This is a genomic window from Castellaniella sp. (assembly GCF_049671645.1).
Lineage (GTDB): Bacteria > Pseudomonadota > Gammaproteobacteria > Burkholderiales > Burkholderiaceae_B > Castellaniella.
Map to the genome: position 1 here is coordinate 1 of NZ_JBATVG010000025.1, position 23491 is coordinate 23491.

General features: G+C 65.3%; 21 protein-coding genes. 1 reads left to right on the forward strand and 20 read right to left on the reverse strand.

Features of this window, described 5'->3' with window-relative positions; genetic code table 11:
- Positions 1 to 310 precede the first annotated feature (310 nt).
- The 5 genes from WBG56_RS13620 to WBG56_RS13640 all read right to left on the reverse strand — a co-directional run bounded on the left by WBG56_RS13620 (position 311) and on the right by WBG56_RS13640 (position 5647).
- Complete coding sequence (locus WBG56_RS13620) at positions 311 to 952, reverse strand: peroxiredoxin (protein ID WP_424269222.1); 642 nt, start codon at positions 950 to 952, stop codon at positions 311 to 313.
- A gap of 120 nt (positions 953 to 1072) precedes the next feature.
- Entirely contained in the window at positions 1073 to 2878 is a 1806-nt protein-coding gene (locus WBG56_RS13625) for an acyl-CoA dehydrogenase (RefSeq protein ID WP_424269224.1), read from the reverse strand.
- 90 nt (positions 2879 to 2968) lie between these two features.
- Positions 2969 to 3898, reverse strand: a complete 930-nt coding sequence (locus WBG56_RS13630) for an electron transfer flavoprotein subunit alpha/FixB family protein (protein WP_424269226.1) — start codon at positions 3896 to 3898, stop codon at positions 2969 to 2971.
- Entirely contained in the window at positions 3899 to 4648 is a 750-nt protein-coding gene (locus WBG56_RS13635) for an electron transfer flavoprotein subunit beta/FixA family protein (protein ID WP_424269228.1), read from the reverse strand.
- Between the two features lie 75 nt (positions 4649 to 4723).
- Positions 4724 to 5647: a histone deacetylase family protein gene (locus tag WBG56_RS13640; protein ID WP_424269230.1), complete on the reverse strand. Its 924-nt coding sequence runs from the start codon at positions 5645 to 5647 to the stop codon at positions 4724 to 4726.
- A 10-nt stretch (positions 5648 to 5657) separates the two neighbouring features.
- Here WBG56_RS13640 and mltB point away from each other — a divergent pair, with 10 nt between their 5' ends.
- Positions 5658 to 6812, forward strand: coding sequence for a lytic murein transglycosylase B (gene mltB / locus WBG56_RS13645; RefSeq protein WP_424269232.1), 1155 nt, complete (start codon positions 5658 to 5660; stop codon positions 6810 to 6812).
- Between the two features lie 75 nt (positions 6813 to 6887).
- Here the strand turns inward: mltB and cysM are convergent, their stop codons facing one another.
- From cysM to gyrA, 15 genes are all read right to left on the reverse strand, one after another.
- Entirely contained in the window at positions 6888 to 7793 is a 906-nt protein-coding gene (gene cysM, locus WBG56_RS13650) for a cysteine synthase CysM (protein WP_424269233.1), read from the reverse strand.
- A gap of 132 nt (positions 7794 to 7925) precedes the next feature.
- Positions 7926 to 8414, reverse strand: a complete 489-nt coding sequence (locus tag WBG56_RS13655) for a ComEA family DNA-binding protein (RefSeq protein ID WP_424269235.1) — start codon at positions 8412 to 8414, stop codon at positions 7926 to 7928.
- Positions 8415 to 8527: 113 nt separating this feature from the next.
- Complete coding sequence (gene rfaD / locus WBG56_RS13660; protein WP_424269237.1) at positions 8528 to 9529, reverse strand: ADP-glyceromanno-heptose 6-epimerase; 1002 nt, start codon at positions 9527 to 9529, stop codon at positions 8528 to 8530.
- A complete protein-coding gene (gene rfaE1, locus WBG56_RS13665) occupies positions 9526 to 10461 on the reverse strand; it encodes a D-glycero-beta-D-manno-heptose-7-phosphate kinase (RefSeq protein WP_424269239.1) in 936 nt (311 codons plus the stop codon). The genes rfaD and rfaE1 overlap by 4 nt, the downstream gene beginning before the upstream one ends.
- A complete protein-coding gene (gene lapB / locus WBG56_RS13670) occupies positions 10458 to 11669 on the reverse strand; it encodes a lipopolysaccharide assembly protein LapB (protein WP_424269241.1) in 1212 nt (403 codons plus the stop codon). The genes rfaE1 and lapB overlap by 4 nt, the downstream gene beginning before the upstream one ends.
- Positions 11670 to 11680: 11 nt before the next feature.
- Entirely contained in the window at positions 11681 to 12004 is a 324-nt protein-coding gene (locus WBG56_RS13675) for a LapA family protein (protein ID WP_424269243.1), read from the reverse strand.
- A 179-nt stretch (positions 12005 to 12183) separates the two neighbouring features.
- Complete coding sequence (locus WBG56_RS13680; protein ID WP_424269303.1) at positions 12184 to 12534, reverse strand: integration host factor subunit beta; 351 nt, start codon at positions 12532 to 12534, stop codon at positions 12184 to 12186.
- An 8-nt stretch (positions 12535 to 12542) separates the two neighbouring features.
- The gene (gene rpsA, locus WBG56_RS13685) at positions 12543 to 14255 is read right to left on the reverse strand and encodes a 30S ribosomal protein S1 (RefSeq protein WP_424269245.1); all 1713 of its coding nucleotides are present in this window, start codon (positions 14253 to 14255) and stop codon (positions 12543 to 12545) included.
- 108 nt (positions 14256 to 14363) lie between these two features.
- Entirely contained in the window at positions 14364 to 15068 is a 705-nt protein-coding gene (cmk, locus tag WBG56_RS13690) for a (d)CMP kinase (protein ID WP_424269247.1), read from the reverse strand.
- Between the two features lie 8 nt (positions 15069 to 15076).
- The gene (aroA, locus tag WBG56_RS13695) at positions 15077 to 16402 is read right to left on the reverse strand and encodes a 3-phosphoshikimate 1-carboxyvinyltransferase (protein ID WP_424269249.1); all 1326 of its coding nucleotides are present in this window, start codon (positions 16400 to 16402) and stop codon (positions 15077 to 15079) included.
- On the reverse strand, positions 16399 to 17292 hold the full coding sequence (locus WBG56_RS13700) for a prephenate dehydrogenase (RefSeq protein WP_424269251.1): 894 nt from the start codon (positions 17290 to 17292) through the stop codon (positions 16399 to 16401). Before WBG56_RS13700 ends, aroA begins: the two co-directional genes overlap by 4 nt.
- Positions 17289 to 18401, reverse strand: a complete 1113-nt coding sequence (hisC, locus tag WBG56_RS13705; RefSeq protein WP_424269253.1) for a histidinol-phosphate transaminase — start codon at positions 18399 to 18401, stop codon at positions 17289 to 17291. Before hisC ends, WBG56_RS13700 begins: the two co-directional genes overlap by 4 nt.
- A gap of 12 nt (positions 18402 to 18413) precedes the next feature.
- A complete protein-coding gene (gene pheA, locus WBG56_RS13710; RefSeq protein ID WP_424269255.1) occupies positions 18414 to 19502 on the reverse strand; it encodes a prephenate dehydratase in 1089 nt (362 codons plus the stop codon).
- Positions 19495 to 20625: a 3-phosphoserine/phosphohydroxythreonine transaminase gene (gene serC, locus WBG56_RS13715; RefSeq protein ID WP_424269257.1), complete on the reverse strand. Its 1131-nt coding sequence runs from the start codon at positions 20623 to 20625 to the stop codon at positions 19495 to 19497. Before serC ends, pheA begins: the two co-directional genes overlap by 8 nt.
- Positions 20622 to 23312, reverse strand: coding sequence for a DNA gyrase subunit A (gyrA, locus tag WBG56_RS13720; RefSeq protein WP_424269259.1), 2691 nt, complete (start codon positions 23310 to 23312; stop codon positions 20622 to 20624). The genes serC and gyrA overlap by 4 nt, the downstream gene beginning before the upstream one ends.
- Positions 23313 to 23491: the final 179 nt, after the last annotated feature.

Here is a 23491-nt window from a genome sequence, read left to right on the forward strand (position 1 = left end):
CGGGCGGCCCCGCCCCCGCCGGAACGACCCGCCGGCCGACCGCCCCACGACCCGCCCGGCACCCAAGGCCCCTGCAAGGCGCCGGCTGCGTTCAAGCAGGCCCCCCCCGCCGCGCCACGCCCATCGCCTGCCCATGCCATACCCAAGCCCATTGATCCAGCCATGTCGAGTCTCCTTTGCGCCCGGCGGAAATACGCCGAAACTGTGCTTTCATCCAGTAGTCTGCATACTGTACAAAGAAACAGTATTTTGCGCAAGAAAAAAACGCCGGCCTCTCAGAGGCCGGCGCTTCGCATGCTCGAACCGGGAATTACAGATTCGGCTGGGGAGTCGTGCGCAGATACGAGCGCACTTCCTTGTAGCCCTTGGGGAATTTTTCCTTCAGCACGGCCGGGTCCTTGATGGACGGGGCGATGATGACGTCTTCGCCCGGCTTCCAGTTCACCGGGGTCGCGACGCTGTAATTGTCCGTCAGCTGGATGGAATCCAGCGCCCGCAGGATTTCATCGAAATTCCGGCCGGTGCTGGCCGGATAGGTCAGGATCAGGCGGATCTTCTTGTTCGGATCGATCACGAACACCGAGCGCACCGTGGCCGTGGTGCTGGCGTTCGGGTGGATCATGTCGTACAGCGTGGCGACCTTGCGGTCCTCGTCGGCCAGGATCGGGTACTGGACATCCGTCTTTTGCGTATCGTTGATGTCCTTGATCCAGTCGATGTGGGATTGCTTGCCATCCACCGACACGGCGATGACCTTGGCTCCGCGCTTGGCGAAGTCGCCCGACACGATGGCGGTGTAACCCAGTTCAGTGGTGCAGACCGGGGTGAAGTCGGCCGGGTGGGAAAACAGCACCCCCCAGCCATTGCCCAGCCATTCATGGAATTTGATTTTCCCCAGGGAGGATTCCTGTTCGAAATCGGGGGCGACATCGCCCAGACGCAGCGTAGCCATTGATCACTCCTGTCTCAAGTGTCTGCCGCCCGGACGACCCGGGCGACGAATTGGTTTAGACACTTAAGATTCTTGCAGAATATAGGAGGCTATTGAAATACATCTAAGTTATAACTATATCTACGACTGATGCACATAGCGATCCGCCAGGCCGCCCGCCTGGACGGCCGCCTCCAAGGCGGCGGCGCGAGGCAGCACATGCGCGGCATACTGCACCGCCGTCGCGATCTTGTTGGCGTGAAACGGGTCGGCGGACCCTGCCTGGATGGCCGCTGCCGCCGCCTGGGCGGCACGCCCCAGTTGCCAACCGGCATGGACCGTGCCCGCCAGCATCAGGCACGGCACGCTGCCCGCGAACACGCCGCGGATGTCCTCGCGGATGTGCCCCAGGATGAAACCCACGGCTGCCTCATAGGCCTGGGCGGCGCTTTCCAGGCGCTGCGCGATCAGTTCCAGGGCATCCGCGTGGCTCCCCGCCGTCGCCCGCAAGGCCGCCACAGTGGCCCGCATCCCGGCGATCTGTTCCAGCGCGACTTTGCCGCCGTCGCGCACGATCTTGCGGCCGATGAAATCATTGGCCTGGATGGCCGTGGTGCCCTCGTAGATGGGCAGAATGCGGGCATCCCGGTAATACTGGGCCGCCCCGGTTTCTTCGATGAAGCCCATGCCGCCGTGCACCTGCACACCCAGGGACGCGACCTCGACGGATGACTCCGTGGAAAACGCCTTGACGATGGGCACGCAGTATTCATAGACGGCCTTGAAATGCGCCCGTTCGGCTTCACCGACCGCATGCGCGGCCTTGTCCCGGAACCCGGCAGCCACATAGGCCACGGCCCGCGCGCCTTCGGTCAGGCCGCGCATCATGCCCAGCATGCGGGCCACGTCGGGATGGCGGGCAATCGGCACCGGACCGTCCGAGCCTTCCAGGGCATTGCCCTGGACGCGGTCGGCTGCATAGGCGGCAGCGTGCTGCAAGGCGCGCTCGGACACCGCCACGCCCTGCAGGCCTACCGCATAACGAGCGGCATTCATCATGATGAACATGTATTCCAGGCCGCGATTTTCCTCGCCGATCAAATAACCGACAGCGCCCTCGCCCACATCGCCCTTCCCCGACCCATACAGCAGCACGGCGGTCGGGCTGCCATGGATGCCCAGCTTGTGTTCCAGCGAGGCGCAGTAGACGTCATTGCGCTGGCCCAGGCTGCCGTCTTCGTTCACCAGCCGCTTGGGCACGATGAACAAGGAAATCCCCTTGACCCCCTTGGGCGCATCGGGGGTGCGGGCCAGCACCAGATGGATGATGTTCTCGGCCAGGTCATGATCCCCGTAGGTGATGAAGATCTTCTGGCCGCTGAGGCGATAACTGCCGTCATCCTGACGCACGGCGCGGGTTTTCAGCAGCGCCAGATCGGAACCCGCCTGAGGCTCGGTCAGGTTCATGGTGCCGGTCCAGCGGCCTTCCAGCAACGGCGGGATGAAACGGGATTTCTGCTCCGGCGTCCCGACCATGGACAGCGCCTCGATCACGCCATCCGTCAGCAGCGGGCACAGGGAAAACGACAAATTGCCGGCATTCAGACTCTCGGTCACCGGCGCCGAGACCAGCTTCGGCAATCCCTGGCCGCCGAATTCCGCATCATGCGGCAAGCCCTGCCAGCCACCCTGGGCAAATGCCTGGAAGGCGGCCTTGAAACCCGGAGTGGTCCGCACCTCGCCATCCTGCCACTGGGCCGGATGGGTGTCGCCCGCCCGGTTCAGCGGGGCGATCTCCTGCTCGACGAAACGGGCGTTTTCTTCCAGCACGGCATCCACGAGGTCGTCCGAGACCTCTTCAAAACCGGGCAGCGCCAGCACGCCGGACAGGTCGGCCAGCTCGCGCAGAATGAAACGGATATCCTGGGTAGGGACCTGGTATGTCATGATGATTCCTGTGTAGAGCGGCCCCCGGCGACCCGCCGGGCAGTCGGCAAGAAACGCGACGAGCCCCGCGGGGCCCGTCGCTATTCGGCGTCAGAGCGCCTTGACCAGTTCGGGCACGGCCTCGAACAGATCGGCCACCAGGCCGTAGTCCGCCACGCCGAAGATCGGCGCCTCGGCGTCCTTGTTGATGGCCACGATGACCTTGGAGTCCTTCATCCCGGCCAGGTGCTGGATGGCCCCGGAAATCCCGATGGCCACGTACAGCTGCGGCGCCACGATCTTGCCGGTCTGGCCGACCTGCCAGTCGTTGGGCGCGTAGCCCGCGTCCACCGCCGCGCGCGAAGCGCCCAGCGCGGCGCCCAGCTTGTCGGCCAGCGGATCCAGGATCTTGAAGTTTTCCGCGCTGCCCAGGCCCCGGCCGCCCGACACCACGACCGATGCCGCCGTCAGGTCGGGCCGGTCGCTCTTGGCCAGTTCCCGGCCCACGAAGGACGATTTGCCCGAGTCGGCCACCGCATCCACGGATTCGACCGCTGCGCTGCCGCCTTCGGCCGAAGCCGGATCAAACCCCGTCGTGCGCACGGTGATGACCTTTTTCGCGTCGGACGACTGCACCGTCGCCAGCGCATTGCCGGCATAGATCGGACGCACGAAGGTGTCGGCCGATTCCACGGCGACGATGTCGGAGATCTGCGCCACGTCGAGCTTGGCCGCCACGCGCGGGGCGACGTTCTTGCCCGAGGCGGTCGCCGCGAACAGGATGTGGCTGTAGTCGCCGGCGAGGGCCAGCACCTGGGCGGCCAGGTTCTCGGCCAGCGCATCGGCCAGGGCCGCGCCATCAGCCAGCAGGACCTTGGCCACGCCAGCCGTCCGGGCCGCCTCCTGGGCCACGGCCTGGGCGCCGGAACCGGCCACCAGCACGTGCACATCGCCCCCCAGCGCCGCAGCCGCCGTCACGACGTTGCGGGTCGCACCGCCCAGCTGGGCGTTGTCATGTTCAGCAATAACCAGAATGCTCATTCAGACCACCTTCGCTTCGTTTTTCAGTTTGTCCACCAGGGCCGCCACATCGGGCACGACCACGCCGGCCGAGCGGCTGGGCGGTTCCGCGACTTTCAAGGTCTTCAGGCGCGGCGCGGGATCGACGTTCAGATCGGCCGGCGACACGGTGTCCAGCGGCTTTTTCTTGGCCTTCATGATGTTGGGCAGCGTCACGTAGCGCGGCTCGTTCAGGCGCAGATCGGTCGTGATGACGGCCGGCAGCGCCAGGCTGATGGTTTCCAGGCCGCCGTCGACCTCGCGCGTGACCTGGACACGATCGCCCTGGACCTCGACCTGGCTGGCGTTGGTGGCTTGCGGCCAATCCAGCAGGGCGGCCAGCATCTGGCCGGTCTGGTTGGCATCGTCGTCGATGGCCTGCTTGCCCAGCACGATCAGCTGCGGCTGTTCCTTGTGCGCCAGCGCAGCCAGTATCTTGGCCACGGCCAGGGGCTGCAGTTCGACATCGGTCTGCACCAGGATGCCGCGATCGGCGCCGATCGCCATGGCGGTGCGCAGGGTCTCCTGACATTGCGCCACCCCGCAGGACACAGCCACGACCTCTGTGGCTACGCCCTTTTCCTTCAGGCGGGTGGCTTCCTCGACGGCGATTTCGTCGAACGGATTCATGGACATTTTGACGTTGGCGATGTCCACGCCAGTGTGATCAGATTTCACGCGAACCTTGACGTTAAAGTCAACAACGCGCTTGACCGGTACCAGGACCTTCATCGAGCTAACTCCAGAATGGAAAGAAAAGAGAATGCATGCGCCACAAACGGCAGAAATCCCGGTGCGACACGGATATCAGTACCCCCCCAGCGCCCGCACGTGCGCCACGACGCTGCGCCCCAGGGCGGAAAGATCGTAACCGCCCTCCAGGAAGCTGACAATCCGCCCCTGGGCGAATTCGTCCGCCACCTCGACCAGGCGTTCGGTGATCCAGGCGTAGTCCGCCTCGACCAGTTTCAGGCTGCCCATGTCGTCTTCCCGATGGGCATCGAATCCTGCGGATACCAGGATCAGTTCCGGCTGAAAGCGGCGCAGAGCCGGCAGCCAATGCTGCATGGCCAGATCGCGTACTACCTTACCATCTGAATAGGCATCCACGGGAATGTTGATCATATTGGCCCCTGGATGGTCCTGGCGCGTGTTGGGAAACAGCGGGTACTGGTAGAAGCTGCACATCATGACACGATCTTCGTTCAGGAAGGCTTCTTCGGTGCCGTTGCCATGATGCACGTCGAAATCGACGATGGCGATGCGCTGCAGCCCATGGCGATCCAGGGCATAGCGGGCCGCCACGGCGATATTGTTGAAAAAGCAGAAACCCAGCGCCTGGCCCGGCCGGGCATGATGCCCAGGCGGCCGGATGGCGCAAAACGCCGTCTGCGCCCGGCCCGCCAGGATTTCATCCAGCGCGGTCAGCCCCGCGCCCGCCGCGGCCCATGCCGCCTGCAGGGTTTCCGGGTTCATGATCGTATCGGGATCGACCGGGAAATACCCATGAGCCGGCGCATGCTGCCGCAAAAAGGCCAGATATTCCGGGGTATGCACCCGCAGCACGTCATCGGGCGTCGCCGGGCGGGCCTGCTGTTGGGACAGGAAATCCATCAGGCCGCTGGCGACCAGCTGGTCGGCCACCGCATCGAGGCGCTGAGGGGATTCCGGGTGCCATGCACCCATTTCATGCAGGCGGCAGGCTGGGTGAGTAATATAGAGCGTCTCCATAAGGGCGATTATGTTCAGACCAACCCGTATTTTGCAAGTTGCCGTAGCGTCGCTATTTTTATCCGGCTGCGCCAGCAGCAACGGCGGTCACACCGTATCAGACACTGGCAGCGCCATAAATCAAACGACTGTTTCAAACGATCGTATTAATTCTAGCAGAAGCCGGGGCGCGCTCCAAGACGCATCGACGCCCGGTGATTTTCTCGGTCCCGATGGGCAACTGCAACCCGAACTGGAGGCCTTCGCCCGCCAGACGGCCCAGGCCCAGGGCGTCCCGCCCAGCCAGGTCGAAGCCCTGCTGAAGACCGCCAAATACAATGCCACGGCGGTCCGTCTGATGACGCCGCCCGCTCGCCAGGGCCGTATCCGGCGCGCCTGGTTCAGCTACCGACAACGGCATGTAGACCCCATCCGCATCCGCCGAGGAACCGCCTTCTGGGAGGCTCATCGCCGAACACTGGACCAGACCAGCGCCCGCACCGGCGTCCCTGCCTCAATCATAGTGGCCATCATCGGCATTGAAACGGTCTATGGCCAGTACACCGGCGACCATCGGGTGCTGGACACCCTGACCACACTGGGGTTCCGCTACCCCGATCCATCCCGCCCCGAACGCCAGGCCATGTTCCGCGAGCAGCTGGCCGACCTGATTCTGCTGGATCACCAGGGGAAACTGGATGCCTACACCGTCGAAGGCTCTTTCGCCGGCGCCATGGGGCTGCCGCAATTCATGCCCGGCAGCCTGATGCGCTACGCAGTGGACGGCAACGGAGACGGCCGGGTGGACCTGGCGGGCAACACGGACGATGCCATCGCATCGGTGGGCAATTTCCTCAAGGAACACGGCTGGGTGCGCGACGTGCCGGTGTTCGCGCCGGTCAGGCTGCCGGCCGATGCCTCCCGGCTGGTGCAGGACGGTCTGACGCCTCTCAGCGATTGGCCCCGCCTGAAGGCGGCCGGCGCCCAGGCGCTGCCGGGCAGCGGCACACGCTGGCAGACTCAGCCTCTGGGGGTGATCGACCTGCAGGATGAAATCCGGGGCACGCACGAATACCGCACGGCCACGCCCAATTTCTTTGCCATCACCCACTACAACCGCAGCTATTTCTACGCGACCTCCGTCGCCGATCTGGCCCGCGAAATCCAGGACAGGACAGGCTTCTGAAGCCCGGCCGCCCGGCACCGGGCAGCCCCGGCCGGGCGGGTCCCGGCGCGCTGGCCGATCAACCCGCGCAGGGCACTAGCCGAACACCCCGGTGGACAGGTAGCGATCGCCCCGGTCGCAGACGATGAACACGATCGTGGCGTCGCGCACCGTGGCGGCGACTCGCAAAGCGGCCACGGCGGCCCCGGCTGATGAAATCCCGCCGAAGATGCCTTCCTCGGCGGCCAGCCGGCGGGCCATGGATTCGGCCTGGTCCTGAGTGATGGGCTCGAAGGCGTCAACCTGCGCGGGATGGTAGATGCTGGGCTGATAGGCTTCCGGCCACTTGCGGATGCCCGGGATATGAGCGCCGTCAGCCGGCTGAGCCCCGATCACCTGGACCGCCGGATTGCGGGATCGCAGGTAGCCGCCCACGCCCATGATGGTGCCGGTCGTCCCCATGGCGCTGACGAAATGCGTGACCTGGCCGTCGGTCTGCTCCCAGATTTCCGGGCCGGTGGTCTCGCGGTGCGCCCGGGGGTTGTCTTCGTTGGAAAACTGATCCAGCACGAAGCCCTGGCCTTCGGATTGCATCCGCAGCGCTTCGTCCCGGGCATATTCCATGCCGCCCTTGTCGGACGGGGTCAGGATCAGCTTGGCCCCGTAGGCCGTCATGGCGGCGCAGCGTTCCTGGGAGGAGTTGTCGGGCATCAGCAAAATCATGCGGTAGCCGCGCACCGCGGCCGCCATGGCCAGCGCGATACCCGTATTGCCGCTGGTGGCCTCGATCAGCGTGTCGCCCGGCCGGATGTCGCCGCGCAGTTCCGCCTGGCGGATCATGCTGAGGGCGGCCCTGTCCTTCACCGAACCCGCAGGATTGTTGCCTTCGAGTTTGGCCAGGATGACGTTGCCGCGCGAGGCGCCGGCCTCCCCAGGCAAGCGCTGCAAGCGCACCAGAGGTGTGGAGCCGACGATGTCTTCGATAGTGGGGTAGGTTTTCATGCTCGAAATCATACACCCGCCCCAGGCCGCTCACGACGCATGCCTGGGCTGGGAATAAGCTTATGCCGCCGACGCCGGATAGCCGCATTCCGGCGTCGGCACGGCAGCGTCGATCGCGATCCGCGCGGCTGCTCAGCGTTTCGGCGCAGGCGCCCGGCCCGTGGCGAGACCGGGCGCCGAACCCGCCGCGCCGGCCGGATGCGCGGCCTTGGCCGCCTGAGAGGCCGACGCCCCCTGCCCGGACAACCGGGTTCCTCCGCCATCGATGGTCAGCCCGGCGGACTGCAGCGCCTGGGCGCGGCGCGGGCCGATGCCGCGCACACGATCCGACAAATCGGCAAAGGACAGATAACGCCCGCCCCGGACGCGCTCATCCAGGATGATCTGCGCCGTCTTGGGCCCGATGCCGCGGATGCCTCGCAGCTGGTCCAGGGTGGCGGTATTCAGGTCCACGGCGCCGGCGGCGCCGGCCCAGGTCAGCGCCGCCAGGCTGGCGGCCCGCAGCACGCGCGATACGCGCGGCGCGGAGGGCAGACGCATCCGCCGTCGACGGACCGGCAAGACGGCCGCGCCCGTCAGGGCCAAGGGCTGGGCCACGGTGCTGTGCAGGAAGGGGTTCATGGCAGGACTCCTGAAAAGAGAGGGATGTCCGGCCATGATGCCGCAGGCGGGCGTGGCGCAGGGACGGGCTTGATTGGTTTTGTCATACGCCAAAAACACGCCCCCCGAAACCGTCAGACCCGCAACTGGCCCCCGTCCAGCAAGCGCCGCGCATAGTCGCTGACGCCGGTCTGCACATCGCAGAAAGCGCGGGCATAGCCGGCGGCCCGCAACTGGGTCAGGTCGGCCTGGGTATGGCTCTGATAACGGCCTTTCAGGTCATCCGGAAAGGTCACGTAGCGCAATTGTCCGCCACCCACGAGTTCTTCCAGCGGCAGGGCCAGCTGTCCCTGGCGCACCCGCAGACTGTTGACGACGGTCTGCGCCACGTCGTTGAAAGGCTGCGCGCGCCCCGTCCCGCAATTGAAAATGCCCGAGACATCCGGGTGGTCCAGGAAATGCAGATTGACGTCCACCACGTCGTCGATATAGACGAAATCGCGCTGCTGGCCGCCATCCGGATAACCATCCCAGCCGCCGAACAGACGCACGTGGCCCTGGTCGACATATTGATTCATGTTGTGGAATGCCACGGAAGCCATACGGCCCTTGTGCTGCTCATGCGGGCCGTAGACATTGAAATAGCGCAGCCCCACGACCTGCGCCGTGAGGGTATCCATGCGGCGACGCAGCACCTGATCGAACAGCAGCTTGGAATAGCCGTAGACGTTCAGCGGAGATTCGTGGGCGGGGTCTTCAACGTAGCGCGGACCCGCGCCATACACGGCAGCCGACGAAGCATACAGGAACGGGACCTCGCGGGCCTGACAGTATTCGAACAATTCCAGCGTCACGCGGAAATTGTTGTCCATCATGAAGTGGCCATTGCGTTCCGTCGTGTCCGAACAGGCCCCCTGGTGGAATACCGCGTCCGGGCGCGGCAGCTCTCCGGCCAGCACGCGGCTGCGGAATTCATCTTTATGCAGGTAATCGGCGATCCGCAGATCGACCAGATTGCGGAATTTATCCCCATCCGTCAGGTCGTCGACCGCCAGGATGTCCTCGACCCCGCGGGCATTCAGGCCCCGCACCAGATTGCTGCCGATGAAGCCGGCGGCGCCCGTTACCACGATCATGATGACAACTCCTCTGCGGTCACGATGGATGTGCCCAGTTTACCTACAACGATGCCCCCGGCCCGATTGGCCCAGGCCATGGCGTCGTACCAGCCCAATCCGGCGGCCCGCATGACCGCCAGGGTGGCCAGCACGGTATCGCCGGCGCCCGAAACGTCGAAAACCTCGTGCGCCTGGGCGTCCACATGCTGGCGGCCCGCGTCCGTGTAGAGCGTCATGCCTTGTTCGGATCGCGTGATCAGCAGGGCCTCCAGCGCCAGCTCCCGGCGCAGGGCCTGGGCGCGGTCGGTGAGATCGTCTTCGGAATCCCAGCGGCCCACGGCATCCTGCATCTCGCTGCGGTTGGGCGTGACCAGGGTCGCGCCCACATAGCGCTTGTAGCGATGGCCCTTGGGATCGACCAGCACCGGCACCCCGGCATCCCGGGCCATGCGGATGAGGGTTTCCACCTGCCCCAGGGCGCCCTTGGCGTAATCGGACAGCACCAGCAGATCGTAATCCGCCAGGCCGGCCCGCAAGCCGGCCTCCAGGCCCTGCAGCGCGCTCGCGCCCGGGCCCTGTTCGAAATCCACCCGCAACAGCTGCTGCTGGCGGCCCAGCACCCGCATCTTCAGCGTGGTGTCCATGCCGTCCGCATCTTCAACCAGATTGTCCCGGATACCGGCGTCGCGGATCAGGGACCGGACCCGCGCCCCGGCTTCGTCGGCGCCGATGATGCCCAGCAGACCGACCTGAGCCCCCAGGGCGGCAATGTTGCGGGCGACGTTGGCCGCGCCCCCCAGGCGATCTTCGCGACGAGCGACGCGCACCACCGGCACGGGCGCTTCGGGGGAAATGCGGTCCACCTCGCCAAACCAGTAGCGATCCAGCATGATGTCGCCGACCACCAGGATCCGGGCCGCGCGCGCGGCCGACTCAGGAAAAGACATCATCGGATTTCCTCCAGGCGGCGGGGCCGGTAGGTTTCCCAGGCGTTGCATCCCGGGCACTGCCAGTAATACCGGCGAGCCTCGAAGCCGCACTGGCTGCACGCGTAGCGGTCCAGGCGCTGAGTATGTTTATGAATCAGGCTGCGCAACAGGCCCAGGTCGGCCCCGGGCACCAGCCGGTGACCGGCCGCCGGTTCGCCTTCCTGGGACAACTCGACTTCCAGCAGGCGGTCCAGACCCAGCAAGGAAGGACGCGCGCGCAAGGCTTCCCGGGCAAATGCCCAGGCGGGATCGGCGCCATCCTGCGTGCGCAAGGCGCGGAAAACGACATTGAACAGATCCAGGGTGGGCACACGGGCATACTGCGTCCGCAGCAGGGTCAGGCCCTCGGCCCCCCGGCCCAGGGCGGTATAGCAGGCGAGCAGCGGCCCGGCCACCAGCCCCGCATAGTCGGGGGCGGCGTCCAGCACTTCCTGCAGATACGCCCTCTGGGATTCCAGATCGCCGCGCCGCGCCGCCCACTGCGCCCGCAGCAAGCGCACCCGGGTTTCGGACGCTGGCGTCGTGCCATTCTGGCGCACGGCATGGTCCGCGGCATCCAGCGCCTGGGCGGCCGCGTCGAAATCAATGGGATCGGCCTCGAGCAGCGCCTGAGCGCGCTCGCAATGGTAATGGGCCAATTGCGGCACCGGCTCGTCCACACGGCTGCGCAACTGCTGGACTGCATCGATGGCCCTGGGCCAATCGTGTTCGGACTCGTAGATGCGGATCAGAGCGCGGATGGCTTCCTGGGCATGCCGGGTATGGATAATGGCCTGAAAGCCCTGTTCGGCGCGGTCCAGCAGCCCCGCCTTGAGGAAATCCTGGGCAAGTTCCAACTGGGCGTTTTCCCGATCGGCCAGTTGCAGGTCTTCGCGGGCCAGGAGGCTCTGATGGACGCGGATGGCGCGCTCGATCTCGCCCCTGCGGCGAAACAGGCTGCCCAGGGCGAAATGCAATTCGGTGGTTTCAGGGTCGAGCTTGGCGACCTCGATGAAGGCATCGATGGCGCGGTCGGGCTCTTCATTGAGCAGGAAATTCAAGCCCTTGAAATACGAGTCCGGCAAGGCGCGGGTTTCCGACAGCATCTGCCGGAAATCGAAACGCGCAGCCAGCCAGCCCAGTCCGAACAGGACAGGGACGATGATCAGCCACCAGGGTTCAAAATCCACGAGGCCCCCGATCAGAGAGGCGCCAGCGGCGCCACAGTTTCAGGGATCAGCGGCCCGGGCCCCGGTTGCGGATGCGCCAAGGAATCCTGCGCCCGCGACAATTCACGCCGCAGGCGATTGATCTCGCGGCGCCGGCGCAGCACGGCTGAAAACGCCACCAGCAGGCCAAAGGCCACCCCCAGGACGAAGGCGACCAGCATCACCACGATCAGCGGAACCTGATGCAGCACCCGGTCGGCAAAAAAGCCCACGTCCACCGGCGCCGTGTTTTTCAGGGCGAACAAAAGCACGATGATGAAAATCACCAGGCGCAGCAACCACACCAGATAGCGCATATGCCAAGCTCCTTGAAAGGGAATGCCGATATTGTAAAGGGAAAAGGTATGTGGACCCCCACGCTGCGCGGGCTCGCGCCTGCTTGCTGTCCACCCGAGGGAGCCCTTTTGCCTTGGGGCGGCCCGGAGGCAAAAGAAAAGCGGCCCGGAGGCCGCTTTGAATTCATCCGGTGAGGGATTCATTCATTGAAGTACTGCATCTGATACAAGTCCGTCACAGTGGCGGGCTCCTCGGCATCGGGGGCGGTCGGCCCCTGATCCACGCGCTCGCGCAATTCCTTGCCAGGCTTGAAGTGCGGCACCAGCTTGGCCGGCACCAGCACTTTCTCACCCGATTTCGGATTGCGTCCGACACGCGGCTGGCGTTGCGACAGCGAGAAGCTGCCGAAGCCGCGGATTTCGATGCGCTGACCCTGGGCCAGCGCATCGGCCATCGCGTCCAACACCGTCTTGACCGCCAGGTCCATGTCGCGGATCGCCAATTGAGGATAGCGACCCGCCAACATGGTGATGAGCTCGGACTTGGTCAGGCCAGGCATTAGTTGTCGCGCTGCTGGTCGAGCTTGGCCTTCAGCAAGGCGCCCAGGTTGGTGGTGCCCGACGACGCGCTGGCTTCGGTCATGCGCTGGATGGTGTCAGCCGTTTCCGCGTTGTCGCGAGCCTTGATCGACAGCTGGATCGAACGCGCCTTGCGGTCAACGTTGATGATCATGGTTTCGACCTGGTCGCCAGCGTGCAGCACCGTGGTGGCGTCTTCGACGCGACCGGCGGAGATTTCAGAGGCGCGCAGGTAGCCATCGACGTCCACGGACAAGGTCACGACGGCGCCCTTGGGCTCGACGGACTTGATCGTGCCGGTCAGGACGGCGCCCTTGTCGTAGGTGGCCACGAAGTTGTTGAACGGATCGCCTTCCAGTTGCTTGACGCCCAGGGAGATGCGTTCCTTGTCGGTGTCGATGCCCAGAACCACGGCGTCGAGCTCGTCGCCCTTCTTGAAGTTGCGCACGGCTTCTTCGCCGGTTTCGGTCCAGGAAATGTCGGACAGGTGAACCAGGCCATCGATGCCGCCGGGCAGACCGACGAACACGCCGAAGTCGGTGATGGACTTGATCGCGCCGTGAACCTTGTCGCCACGCTTGAAGTTGGAGGCGAAATCTTCCCAGGGATTCGGGCGGCACTGCTTCATGCCCAGCGAGATGCGGCGACGGTCTTCGTCGATTTCCAGGACCATGACTTCGACTTCTTCGCCCAGGGTCACGACCTTGCGCGGATCGACGTTCTTGTTGGTCCAGTCCATTTCGGACACGTGCACCAGGCCTTCGATGCCGGCTTCGACTTCAACAAACGCACCGTAGTCGGTCAGGTTCGTGACCTTGCCGAACAGGCGGGTGCCTTGCGGGTAGCGACGGCCCAGGCCGATCCAGGGATCTTCGCCCAGTTGCTTGACGCCCAGCGAGACGCGCTGCTTTTCCTGGTCGAACTTGAGGACCTTGGCTTCGATTTCCTGGCCCACGGACAGGACTTCGGAGGGGTGACGGACACGGCGCCAGGCCATGTCGGTGATGTGCAGCAGGCCGTCGATACCGCCCAGATCCACGAACGCGCCGTAGTCGGTGATGTTCTTGACGATACCCTTGATGATGGCGCCTTCGTGCAGGTTTTCCAGCAGCTTTTCGCGCTCTTCACCCATGCTGGCTTCGAGCACGGCACGGCGCGACAGCACGACGTTGTTGCGCTTGCGGTCGAGCTTGATGACCTTGAATTCCAGGGTCTTGCCTTCATAAGGCGTGGTGTCCTTGACGGGACGCAGGTCGACCAGCGAACCCGGCAGGAAGGCGCGGATGCCGTTGGTCATGACCGTCAGGCCGCCCTTGACCTTGCCGGTAATGGTGCCGTTGACCAGTTCGCCGGATTCCAGAGCCTGTTCGAGCTGCAGCCAGGCCGACAGGCGCTTGGCGCGGTCGCGCGACAGAATGGTGTCGCCGTAGCCGTTTTCCAGGGAATCGATGGCCACGGACACGAAATCGCCGTCCTGGACTTCGAGCTCGCCCTGATCGTTCAGGAATTCTTCCAGAGGAATGTAGGCTTCGGATTTCAGGCCTGCATTGACCACGACGAAATTGTGGTCGACGCGCACGACTTCGGCCGAAATGACCTCGCCGGAGCGCATGTTCTGATCTTTGATGCTAGCGGCAAACAGATCGGCAAAGCTTTCGCCGCCCAATGCGGCTTCGGTGGTAAGGGTGGACATGAACTATTGATCCATATGCCCCGAAGGGCAATCATGACACGCCAGGACGAACCCGGCGGAGTGAACAAAAATCCTGCAGGACGGCGGCCGGAAACCCGGTCATGCCCGTCAGGCAGGCCCATGCGCCGATCCCAGCTTGCGCCAGAGATCCAGCACCTGATCGACGACCTGATCCACCCCGACATGGGATGAATCGATCGTCACAGCGTCTGCAGCCGCAACAAGCGGCGCATGCGCCCGATCACGATCACGCGCATCGCGCAACCGCAGATCATTCAAAAGGTCGTCTAGATTAGCAGAAATTCCCTTGTCCCTCAACTGCTTATGGCGCCTTTCGGCCCGCACATCCACAGCGGCATCCAGAAATATTTTCAGAGGCGCATCGGGAAAAATAACGGTGCCCATGTCGCGGCCATCGGCCACCAGCCCCGGCGCACGGCGAAAGTCGCGCTGGCGCGCCAGCAGCGCCGCGCGCACGGCGGGCAAGGCTGCGACTTTCGAGGCCAGATTGCCGATGGCTTCCTGGCGGATGATCTGCGTGACATCCCGGCCATCCAGGCGGATGACGCCGGCGCTGAACTGCGCATCGAGCCGGCGGGCGAGTTGGGCCGCCTGCGATTCATCGCCGCCATCCCCCCCGGCCTGCCGCACCGCCAGCGCGGTCAGGCGGTACAACGCCCCGCTATCCAGGGCATGCCAGCCCAGATGGTCGGCCACCCGCTGAGCGATGGTGCCTTTGCCCGACGCGGTCGGCCCGTCGATGGTGATGACGGGAACGACGCATGCGTCCCGCCCGGAGGAAGTGGATGTCATCGGTCGCCTCAAGCCCGCAGCAGATGCTGGAAATCCTGGAAATAGGCCGGGTAGGTCTTGGCCACGCAGTCCGGGTCCAGAATCGTGACCGGCACGGGACCGAAGGCCGCCAGCGAAAAACACATGGCCATCCGGTGGTCGTCATAGGTGCCGATGCGGGCTGCGCGCCACTGATCCGCCGCCAGCGGATGGACCGTCAGGCTGTCGGCATCGGAGTCCACCTGCGCCCCCAAGCGCGCCAGTTCGGCGTGCATGGCGGCGATCCGGTCGGTTTCCTTGACCCGCCAGCTGGCGATATTGCGTAAACGGCACGGCCCGTCGGCATACAGGGCCAGCACGGCGGCCGTCATGGCGGCATCGGGAATCAGGTTGAAGTCGCGGTCGAAGGCCCGCAGGCGTTCGCCACGGGCCACGACCGGCCCCTGCACGACGAGCGCGTCGGCTTCGCGGCGCACATCCGCGCCCAGATCCTGGACCACGTCGGCAAAGGCCAGATCGCCCTGGATACTGTCGGCGCCCACCCCCTGGATGCGGATGGGCCCTCCGGCAATGGCCCCCAGACCCAGGAAATAAGAGGCGGACGAGGCATCGCCTTCGACGGCATAGCGGCCGGGGCTGCGATAGCGCGCCTGGGCCGGGATGGTGAACCGTTCCCAGCCGTCGCGCCGCACCACCACGCCGAAGCGAGCCATCAGGTTCAGTGTGATCAGGATGTAGGGCTTGGAGATCAGGGGGCCGTCCAGTTCGATGACCACATCCCGCCCCACCCGGCCGGCCGCGATCGGAGCCGCCATCAGCAAAGCGGTCAGGAACTGACTGGACACCGAGCCCCGCACCCGGATGGGCTGATCCAGATGCAGGCGGCCCTGCCCGATGCGCAGCGGCGGGTAGCCCTCACGGGCTTCGTAGGCCAGCTCGCACCCAAGACCCTGCAAGGCATCGACCAGGTCGCCGATGGGCCGCTCGTGCATGCGCGGCACGCCCGACAATCGGTAATCGCCTCCCATCACGGCCAGGGCGGCGGTCAGCGGCCGGAATGCCGTGCCGGCATTGCCCAGGAACAGATCGGCAGCGCGCTGCGGCCAGGCGGCCGCGCCCGCGACGCGCACCTGTCCGGCGCCGTCGTCCTGCACCTCCACCCCCAATGACCGCAGGGCGTCCTTCATGACCCGGGTGTCGTCGGAATCCAGCAGGCCGGTCAGCGTCGTCTCGCCCTCGGCCAGCGCCGCCAGCAGCAGCGCCCGATTGGAAATGCTTTTGGAGCCCGGCAGGGTCACGGCGCCCTGCGCCCTCACGGAGGGCGGCAAGGACAGGAAAGGCGTGCGGTCAGTCATGGCGTCGGATTGCGCCCGCCCCAGAACCGGCGAGCCAGCGCCGATTGTTCGAGCAGGGTTTCAAGGGTTTCAGGGTGGGTGTCGTCGTCCAAGGCGGAACGCCAGAGATCCAGCATCCGGGCGAAATCGTCGAGCTCCTGCAGGACGGCGGTGCGATTGGAAAAAAAGATGTCGCGCCAGACCTCGGGGGAACCCGCCGCAATCCGGGTGAAATCCCGAAAGCCGGTGCCCGCCAGGCTGAGGCGGGTATCGGCATCGTCGGCCCGCACGACCTGGGTCATGAAGGCCGCCGCCAGGAAATGCGGCAGATGGCTGACGCAGCCCAGCGCCCGATCGTGCGCGGCAGGATCCATCAACTGGACCCGGGCGCCGGTGGCTTCCCAGATGCGGATCAGACTGTGCAGGACGGCGCCAGGCGTCTCTTCGAATGGCGTCAGCACGACCTTCCGGCCATGGTACAGCAGGGGATCGGCGGCTTCCGGCCCGGTCATCTCGGAGCCGGCAATCGGGTGCCCGGGAATGAACTGCGCGCAGCGATCGCCCAGGACATCCTGCGCCAGGCGCGCCACGTCGGACTTGGTGCTGCCAGCGTCCGTCACCAGGGTCCGCGCCCGCAGGCGCGGCGCCAGTGTCTCCAGGATACCGGCCATCGCCCCCACGGGGGTTGCCAGGAAAATCAGATCGGCCTGGGCGGCCGCCTGTTCCAATGTGGCGATCTCGTCGATCAGGCCCAGTTCGCGGGCCCGCTGCAGAGACGACGGCTGACGCCCCACCCCCAGCACGCGCCCCACCTGCCCTACCCGGCGCAAAGCGGCTGCGAACGAGCCGCCGATCAGGCCGGTGCCCACCACGGCCAGCACCGGCACCAGAGGGTCGGGAACGCTGCTCATGGCTGCAGGATATCGGTCAGCGCCTGAATGAAACGGGTATTTTCCTGAGGCAGGCCGATGGTGACACGCAAATGCTGGGGCAAGCCATCGCCCGCCACCGGACGCACGATGATGCCCCGGCGCAGCAATTCGCGATGCACCCGGGCGGCATCACCGACCTCGACCAGGACAAAATTACTGTGGCTGGGCACGTAATCCAGGCCCAGCGCCGCAAAGGCATCCTGCAACTGGGAGCGGCCATCGCGGTTCAGGGCGTAAGTCCGGGCCAGGAAATCCGTATCCGCCAGCGCCACCCGGGCGGCCAGTTGGGCCAGGGCATTGACATTGAAGGGCTGGCGCACACGATTCAGCAGGTCCGTCAACGCCGGCTGAGCCAGGGCATAGCCCACCCGCAGTCCCGCCAGGCCATAGGCCTTGGAAAAGGTGCGGGTCACGATCAGGTTGGGATATTCCTCGACCCAGCGGGCGCTGTCGACGCGCTCGTCGGGATCCAGGTAATCGTCGTAGGCCTCGTCCAGCAGGACAGTGACGCGATCCCCATGACGATCCCGGACGGCATCCAGGAAGGTCCTGACCTGGGCCGGCGGCACATGCGTGCCGGTGGGATTGTTGGGGTTGGCGATGAACACCAGCCGGGTATCGTCGGCGATGGCGCCGAGCATGGCCGGCAGGTCGTGCCCGTAATCGCGGGCGGGGACCTGGATATGGCGCGCGCCCCGGGCCTGGGTGCTCAGGCGGTACACCGTAAAGGCGTGCGCCGCGTACACGGCGGACGTGCCCTCGTCCAGCAAAGCCAGCGAGGCCAGTTCCAGCAAGTCGTTGGAACCATTGCCCAAGGTGATCCAGGCGGGCGGCACGCCGTGATGGGCGGCCAGGGCGGCCTTCAGGTCGAAGCCGTTGGGGTCGGGATAGCGTCCCTGCAGACTGCCCGCCGCCTGGCTGAGAGCCCCGCGCACGCGACCGGAACAGCCCAGCGGGTTTTCATTGGATGCCAGTTTGATGATGCCGGCCGGATCGAGGTCGAATTCGCGGGCCAGTTCTTCGATGGGCTTGCCGGGCTGATACGGTGCAATCGCCCGGACGTGTTCCGGAGCCAGGGGCTGAATCATGACGGAGTTACCTCATTGCCGGGGATAGGAGCCCAGGATCTTGAAAAAGGCCACCTGCTGGCGCAATTCGGCCAGGGCCTGGCGCACAGGTTCGTCCTGGTGATGCCCCAGCAGATCCACATAAAAATAGTATTCCCACTGACCGGTGCGGGCCGGCCGGGATTCGAAGCGGGTCATGGACACGTCGTGGCGCGACAGCGGCGCCAGCATCTCGTAGACCGCGCCGGCGCGATTGGGCACCGCCAGGATCAGGCTGGTCTTGTCACGGCCGGTCGGCCCGGCGTCCCGCGCTCCGACCGCCACGAAGCGGGTCTGGTTCTGGGGATCGTCCTGGATGCCGCTGGCCACGGCGCTCAAGCCCCAGGCGGCGGCTGCCGCGTCCCCTGCGATGGCCGCACAGGAAGGGTCCTCGGCAGCCATGCGGGCCGCCTGCGCATTGCTGGCGACCGGCAGGCGTTCCAGCCCCGGGTGGTTGCGGCTCAGCCAGGCCTGGCACTGCGCCAGGGCCTGGGGATGTCCCAGCACCCGGCGCACGCCCTCCAGGCCGCCCGTCCGGGTCAGCAGGTTGTGGTGGATGCGGATGGTGCGTTCGCCCAGCACCTTCAGCGAAGAATTCAGCAACAGGTCAAGACTGCGGTTGACGGCGCCTTCCGTGGAATTTTCGACCGGCACCATGCCGACATCGGCCTGGCCGGCCTCGACGGAGCGAAAGACTTCGTCGAAGGATTCGCAACGCAAGCCCGTGATCGCCTGGCCGAAATGCTCATAGGAGGCTTGCTCCGAAAACGATCCCTGCGGCCCCAGAAAGGCCACGGTCAGGACGCTTTCCAGGCCTCGACAGGCGGAAATCACCTGCCCCCAGATGGCCGCCACGGCCGATTCCGGCAGAGGCCCGCCGTTGATGGTCTGCAGGCGCCGGATGATGAGGGCCTCGCGTTCGGGCTTCAGAACCGGACCGGCGGCGTCAAAGCGTTTCTTGACGTCGCCTACCTGCAAAGCCGCCTGCGCGCGCTGATTCAGCAGGACCAGGATCTGTTCGTCGAGCGCATCGATGCGCGCCCGCAAAGGCTCCAGACTGGCCTGCAGATCCTGTTCAGCCATGGCGCGCCTCGAAATCCTGCAGGAAGCCGATCAATGCCTGGACGCCCTCGAAGGGCATGGCGTTGTACAGGGACGCCCGCATGCCGCCCACCGCCTTATGCCCCTTCAGGGCCAACAGCCCGGCGGCTTCCGCTTCAGCCAGGAACGCGGCGTTCAAAGATTCGTCGCGCAGGAAGAACGGCACGTTCATGCGGGATCGCACGGAGGGATGGATGCGGCTTTCATACAACGCGGAACCATCCAGATAATCGTACAGGGCGCGGGACTTGCGCGTGCTGGCCGAATCCATGGCGGCCACCCCGCCGTTCTTCAGCAGCCATTTGAAGACCAGTCCGGCCATGTAGATGGCGAAGGTCGGCGGCGTATTGAACATGGACTGGGCGCCCGCCACCGGCGCATAGTCGAAGACCGAAGGGCAATGCGGCAAGGCGTGGCCGATCAGGTCTTTGCGCACGAACACCAGGGTCACGCCCGCCGGGCCGGCATTTTTCTGCGCGCCGGCGTAGACCACGCCCAGGCGCGAAAAATCGATCGGTCGCGACAGGATGTTCGAGGACATATCGGCCACCAGCGGCACGTCGGGGGCGCCCAGACCGGCCATGTCCGGCATGACGGCCTGTTCGACGCCGCCGATGGTTTCATTGGCGCACAGATGCAGGTAAGCCGCATCAGGGCGCACACGCCACTGATCCTGGGCCGGCAGCCAGCACCAGGGACCATAGGCGCGGCCGTCCAGGTCGACGGAGGATTCCGCCGTGGCCGCCACGGCGATGTCGCCATAGCGCTGGGCTTCGTTGAAGGACTTCCGCGCCCAATGGCCGCTGAGCACGTAATCCGCCCGCCCCTGCCCGGCCCGGCCGATCAGGTTCAAGGGAATCAGGGCATTCTGCGCCGAGGCGCCGCCCTGCATGAACAGCACTTCGAAATCGTCCGGCACGGCCAGCAAGGCGCGCAGGTCGGCTTCCGCTTCGTCCCGGATGCGGCTGTAGTGCTTGCCCCGGTGGCTCATTTCCATGACCGACGTGCCGCTGCCCTGCCAATCGCAGAGGTCCGCCGCGGCCTGCTGCAATACTTCCAAAGGCAGGGTCGAGGGGCCTGCGGCAAAATTCCAGGGGCGGGTCATGAAGGGTCCTTGGGAGAAGGGGAAGCCTCGGGCGCGGCGTCGTCGGCAGGCGCGCCGCCCGCCGGACCGGCATCGTCGCCATTTGTCGTGTCGGCAGCATCGACCTCGTCATCGTCCGCGTCGCTTTCGGCCACGCGACGCACCCCGATCAGTCGGCTGTCTTCGTCCACGTTGATCAACGTCACCCCTTGGGTGGCGCGACCCATTTCGCGGATTTCCGAGACCCGGGTGCGCACCAGCACGCCGCTGGTGGTGATCAGCATGATTTCGTCTTCAGGCTGCACCAGCACGGCGCTGACGACCTTGCCGTTGCGGGCCGAGGTCTGGATGGCGATCATGCCCTTGGTGCCGCGCCCGTGGCGGGTGTATTCGACGATGGACGTGCGCTTGCCATAGCCGTTTTCAGTCGCGGTCAGCACGCTCTGGGTTTCGTCTTCGGCCACCAGCAAGGCAATGACGGACTGGCCGTCTTCCAGGGACATGCCCCGCACCCCGCGCGCCGTGCGGCCCATGGGGCGAACGTCGTTCTCGTCGAAACGCACGGCCTTGCCGGCATCGGAGAACAGCATGACGTCATGCTGCCCGTCGGTCACTTCGGCGCCGATCAGGTAATCGCCATCGTCCAGACCGACGGCGATGATGCCGGCCTTGCGAGGATTGGAGAAATCCGACAGCGGGGTTTTCTTGACCGTGCCGCGCGACGTGGCCATGAAGACGTAGTGATCGTCGCTGAAGGCCTTGACCGTCAGCACGGCGGTGATGGTTTCGCCATCGACCAGCGGGAACATATTGACGATGGGCCGGCCGCGCGAATTGCGCGAGCCCTGCGGGACTTCCCAGACCTTCAGCCAGTACACCCGGCCGCGATCCGAGAAGCACAGCAGGAAATCGTGCGTGTTGGCGATGAAGAGCTGGTCGACCCAGTCGTCTTCCTTCATGGTGGTGGCCTGCTTGCCGCGCCCGCCGCGTTTCTGCGCCCGGTATTCGGACAGCGGCTGGCTCTTGATGTAGCCGCTGCGAGAGAGGGTCACCACCATATCCATGGGGGTGATCAGGTCTTCGGTTTCAAGCTCGGTCGCGTTGAATTCGATCTCGGAACGCCGGAGGTCGCTGCCCGGGGCGGAGAATTCCGCGCGAATGGCCTGCAATTCGTCGCTGATGATGGTCGTGACGCGTTCCGGCCGCGCCAGGATGTCCAGCAGGTCGGCGATGGTGTCCATGATCTCGCGGTATTCGCCGACGATCTTGTCCTGTTCCAGCCCCGTCAGGCGCTGCAGGCGCATGTTCAGGATTTCCTGGGCCTGGACCTCGGACAGGCGGTACTGGCCGTCGGCCTGCAGGCCGAACTGGGGCTCCAGCCCGTCCGGGCGATACGCGGCCCGCCCGCCGGATTCGATGTTGTCATCCGCGCGCGCCAGCATTTCCCGGACCAGGGAGGAATCCCAGCTGCGCTCCATCAGGGCCTGGCGCGCCACCGGCGGCGTGGGGGCGGCCTTGATGATGGCGATGAAGTCATCGATGTTGGCCAGGGCCACGGCCAGGCCTTCCAGCACGTGGCCGCGTTCGCGGGCCTTGCGCAATTGGAAGATCGTGCGGCGGGTGACGACCTCGCGGCGATGCCGCAGGAAGTACTGCACCATCTGCTTGAGATTCAGCAGGCGCGGCTGGCCATCGACCAGCGCCACCATGTTCATGCCGAAGGTTTCCTGCAGCTGGGTGTTCTTGTACAGATTATTGAGCACGACTTCCGGGACTTCGCCGCGCTTCAGTTCGATCACCAGGCGCATGCCGTCTTTATCCGATTCGTCGCGGATGTCGGAAATGCCTTCGATTTTCTTTTCGTTGACCAGTTCGGCGATGCGTTCCTGCAGGGACTTTTTGTTCACCTGATAAGGGATCGCATCGATGACGATGGCCTGGCGGTTGCCGTGGGGCAGATCTTCGAAGTGGGCCTTGGCCCGCATGATGACCCGGCCGCGCCCGGTGCGATAGCCTTCCCGCACGCCGGCCATGCCGTAGATGATGCCGCCCGTGGGAAAATCGGGCGCAGGAATGCGTTCGATCAGTTCATCGATCGTGCAATCGGGATTGCGCAGGCAGTAGAGGCAGCCCTCGACGACCTCGGACAGATTGTGCGGCGGGATATTCGTGGCCATGCCCACCGCGATCCCGGCGCTGCCGTTGACCAGGAGATTGGGCAGGCGCGAGGGCAGCAGCAGAGGCTCCTGTTCGCTGCCGTCATAGTTGGGGCCGAAGTCGACCGTATCCTGGTCGATGTCGGCCAGCAGTTCGTGGGCGATCTTCGCCAGGCGGACTTCGGTGTACCGCATGGCAGCCGCATTGTCGCCATCGACGGAGCCGAAGTTGCCCTGCCCGTCGACCAGCATGTAGCGCAGGGAGAAATCCTGCGCCATGCGCACGATGGTGTCATAGACGGCGGAATCGCCGTGCGGGTGATATTTACCGATGACGTCGCCGACGATACGGGCGGACTTCTTGTATGCCCGGTTCCAGTCGTTGTTCAGCTCGTGCATGGCAAACAGGACGCGTCGGTGCACGGGCTTCAAGCCGTCGCGCACGTCGGGCAGCGCCCGTCCCACGATCACGCTCATGGCGTAATCCAGATAACTGCGCCGCATTTCGTCTTCAAGCGAAATGGGCAGGGTCTCTTTAGCGAAGGATTCCATGTGTATGTCCGAAACCGATAGGCGTCAAACCGCCAGAGGCAATCGGTGATTCTATCATCCGTGCCGCCGGGCCACCGTCCGGCGCCCGCCGGGGGCCGGACGGTGGCCCGATCCGACCCGGCAGGGACCAGCGTTGCAAAAAGCCCACAGCCTGAGGCCCCTGGCCCGGACAAATTACC

What these genes read in the sequence shown, in the direction of transcription:
- rfaE1 (WP_424269239.1), bottom strand. Translation starts at nt 10,461, where the DNA reads ATGATGTCTTTTCCTGAGTCGGCCGCGCGCGCGGCCCGGATCCTGGTG.
- rpsA (WP_424269245.1), bottom strand. Translation starts at nt 14,255, where the DNA reads ATGTCCACCCTTACCACCGAAGCCGCATTGGGCGGCGAAAGCTTTGCC.
- WBG56_RS13625 (WP_424269224.1), bottom strand. Translation starts at nt 2,878, where the DNA reads ATGACATACCAGGTCCCTACCCAGGATATCCGTTTCATTCTGCGCGAG.
- hisC (WP_424269253.1), bottom strand. Translation starts at nt 18,401, where the DNA reads ATGATTCAGCCCCTGGCTCCGGAACACGTCCGGGCGATTGCACCGTAT.
- mltB (WP_424269232.1), top strand. Translation starts at nt 5,658, where the DNA reads ATGTTCAGACCAACCCGTATTTTGCAAGTTGCCGTAGCGTCGCTATTT.
- WBG56_RS13655 (WP_424269235.1), bottom strand. Translation starts at nt 8,414, where the DNA reads ATGAACCCCTTCCTGCACAGCACCGTGGCCCAGCCCTTGGCCCTGACG.
- rfaD (WP_424269237.1), bottom strand. Translation starts at nt 9,529, where the DNA reads ATGATCGTGGTAACGGGCGCCGCCGGCTTCATCGGCAGCAATCTGGTG.
- WBG56_RS13630 (WP_424269226.1), bottom strand. Translation starts at nt 3,898, where the DNA reads ATGAGCATTCTGGTTATTGCTGAACATGACAACGCCCAGCTGGGCGGT.
- WBG56_RS13675 (WP_424269243.1), bottom strand. Translation starts at nt 12,004, where the DNA reads ATGCGCTATCTGGTGTGGTTGCTGCGCCTGGTGATTTTCATCATCGTG.
- gyrA (WP_424269259.1), bottom strand. Translation starts at nt 23,312, where the DNA reads ATGGAATCCTTCGCTAAAGAGACCCTGCCCATTTCGCTTGAAGACGAA.
- WBG56_RS13640 (WP_424269230.1), bottom strand. Translation starts at nt 5,647, where the DNA reads ATGGAGACGCTCTATATTACTCACCCAGCCTGCCGCCTGCATGAAATG.
- cysM (WP_424269233.1), bottom strand. Translation starts at nt 7,793, where the DNA reads ATGAAAACCTACCCCACTATCGAAGACATCGTCGGCTCCACACCTCTG.
- cmk (WP_424269247.1), bottom strand. Translation starts at nt 15,068, where the DNA reads ATGACATCCACTTCCTCCGGGCGGGACGCATGCGTCGTTCCCGTCATC.
- aroA (WP_424269249.1), bottom strand. Translation starts at nt 16,402, where the DNA reads ATGACTGACCGCACGCCTTTCCTGTCCTTGCCGCCCTCCGTGAGGGCG.
- WBG56_RS13700 (WP_424269251.1), bottom strand. Translation starts at nt 17,292, where the DNA reads ATGAGCAGCGTTCCCGACCCTCTGGTGCCGGTGCTGGCCGTGGTGGGC.
- serC (WP_424269257.1), bottom strand. Translation starts at nt 20,625, where the DNA reads ATGACCCGCCCCTGGAATTTTGCCGCAGGCCCCTCGACCCTGCCTTTG.
- WBG56_RS13635 (WP_424269228.1), bottom strand. Translation starts at nt 4,648, where the DNA reads ATGAAGGTCCTGGTACCGGTCAAGCGCGTTGTTGACTTTAACGTCAAG.
- WBG56_RS13620 (WP_424269222.1), bottom strand. Translation starts at nt 952, where the DNA reads ATGGCTACGCTGCGTCTGGGCGATGTCGCCCCCGATTTCGAACAGGAA.
- pheA (WP_424269255.1), bottom strand. Translation starts at nt 19,502, where the DNA reads ATGGCTGAACAGGATCTGCAGGCCAGTCTGGAGCCTTTGCGGGCGCGC.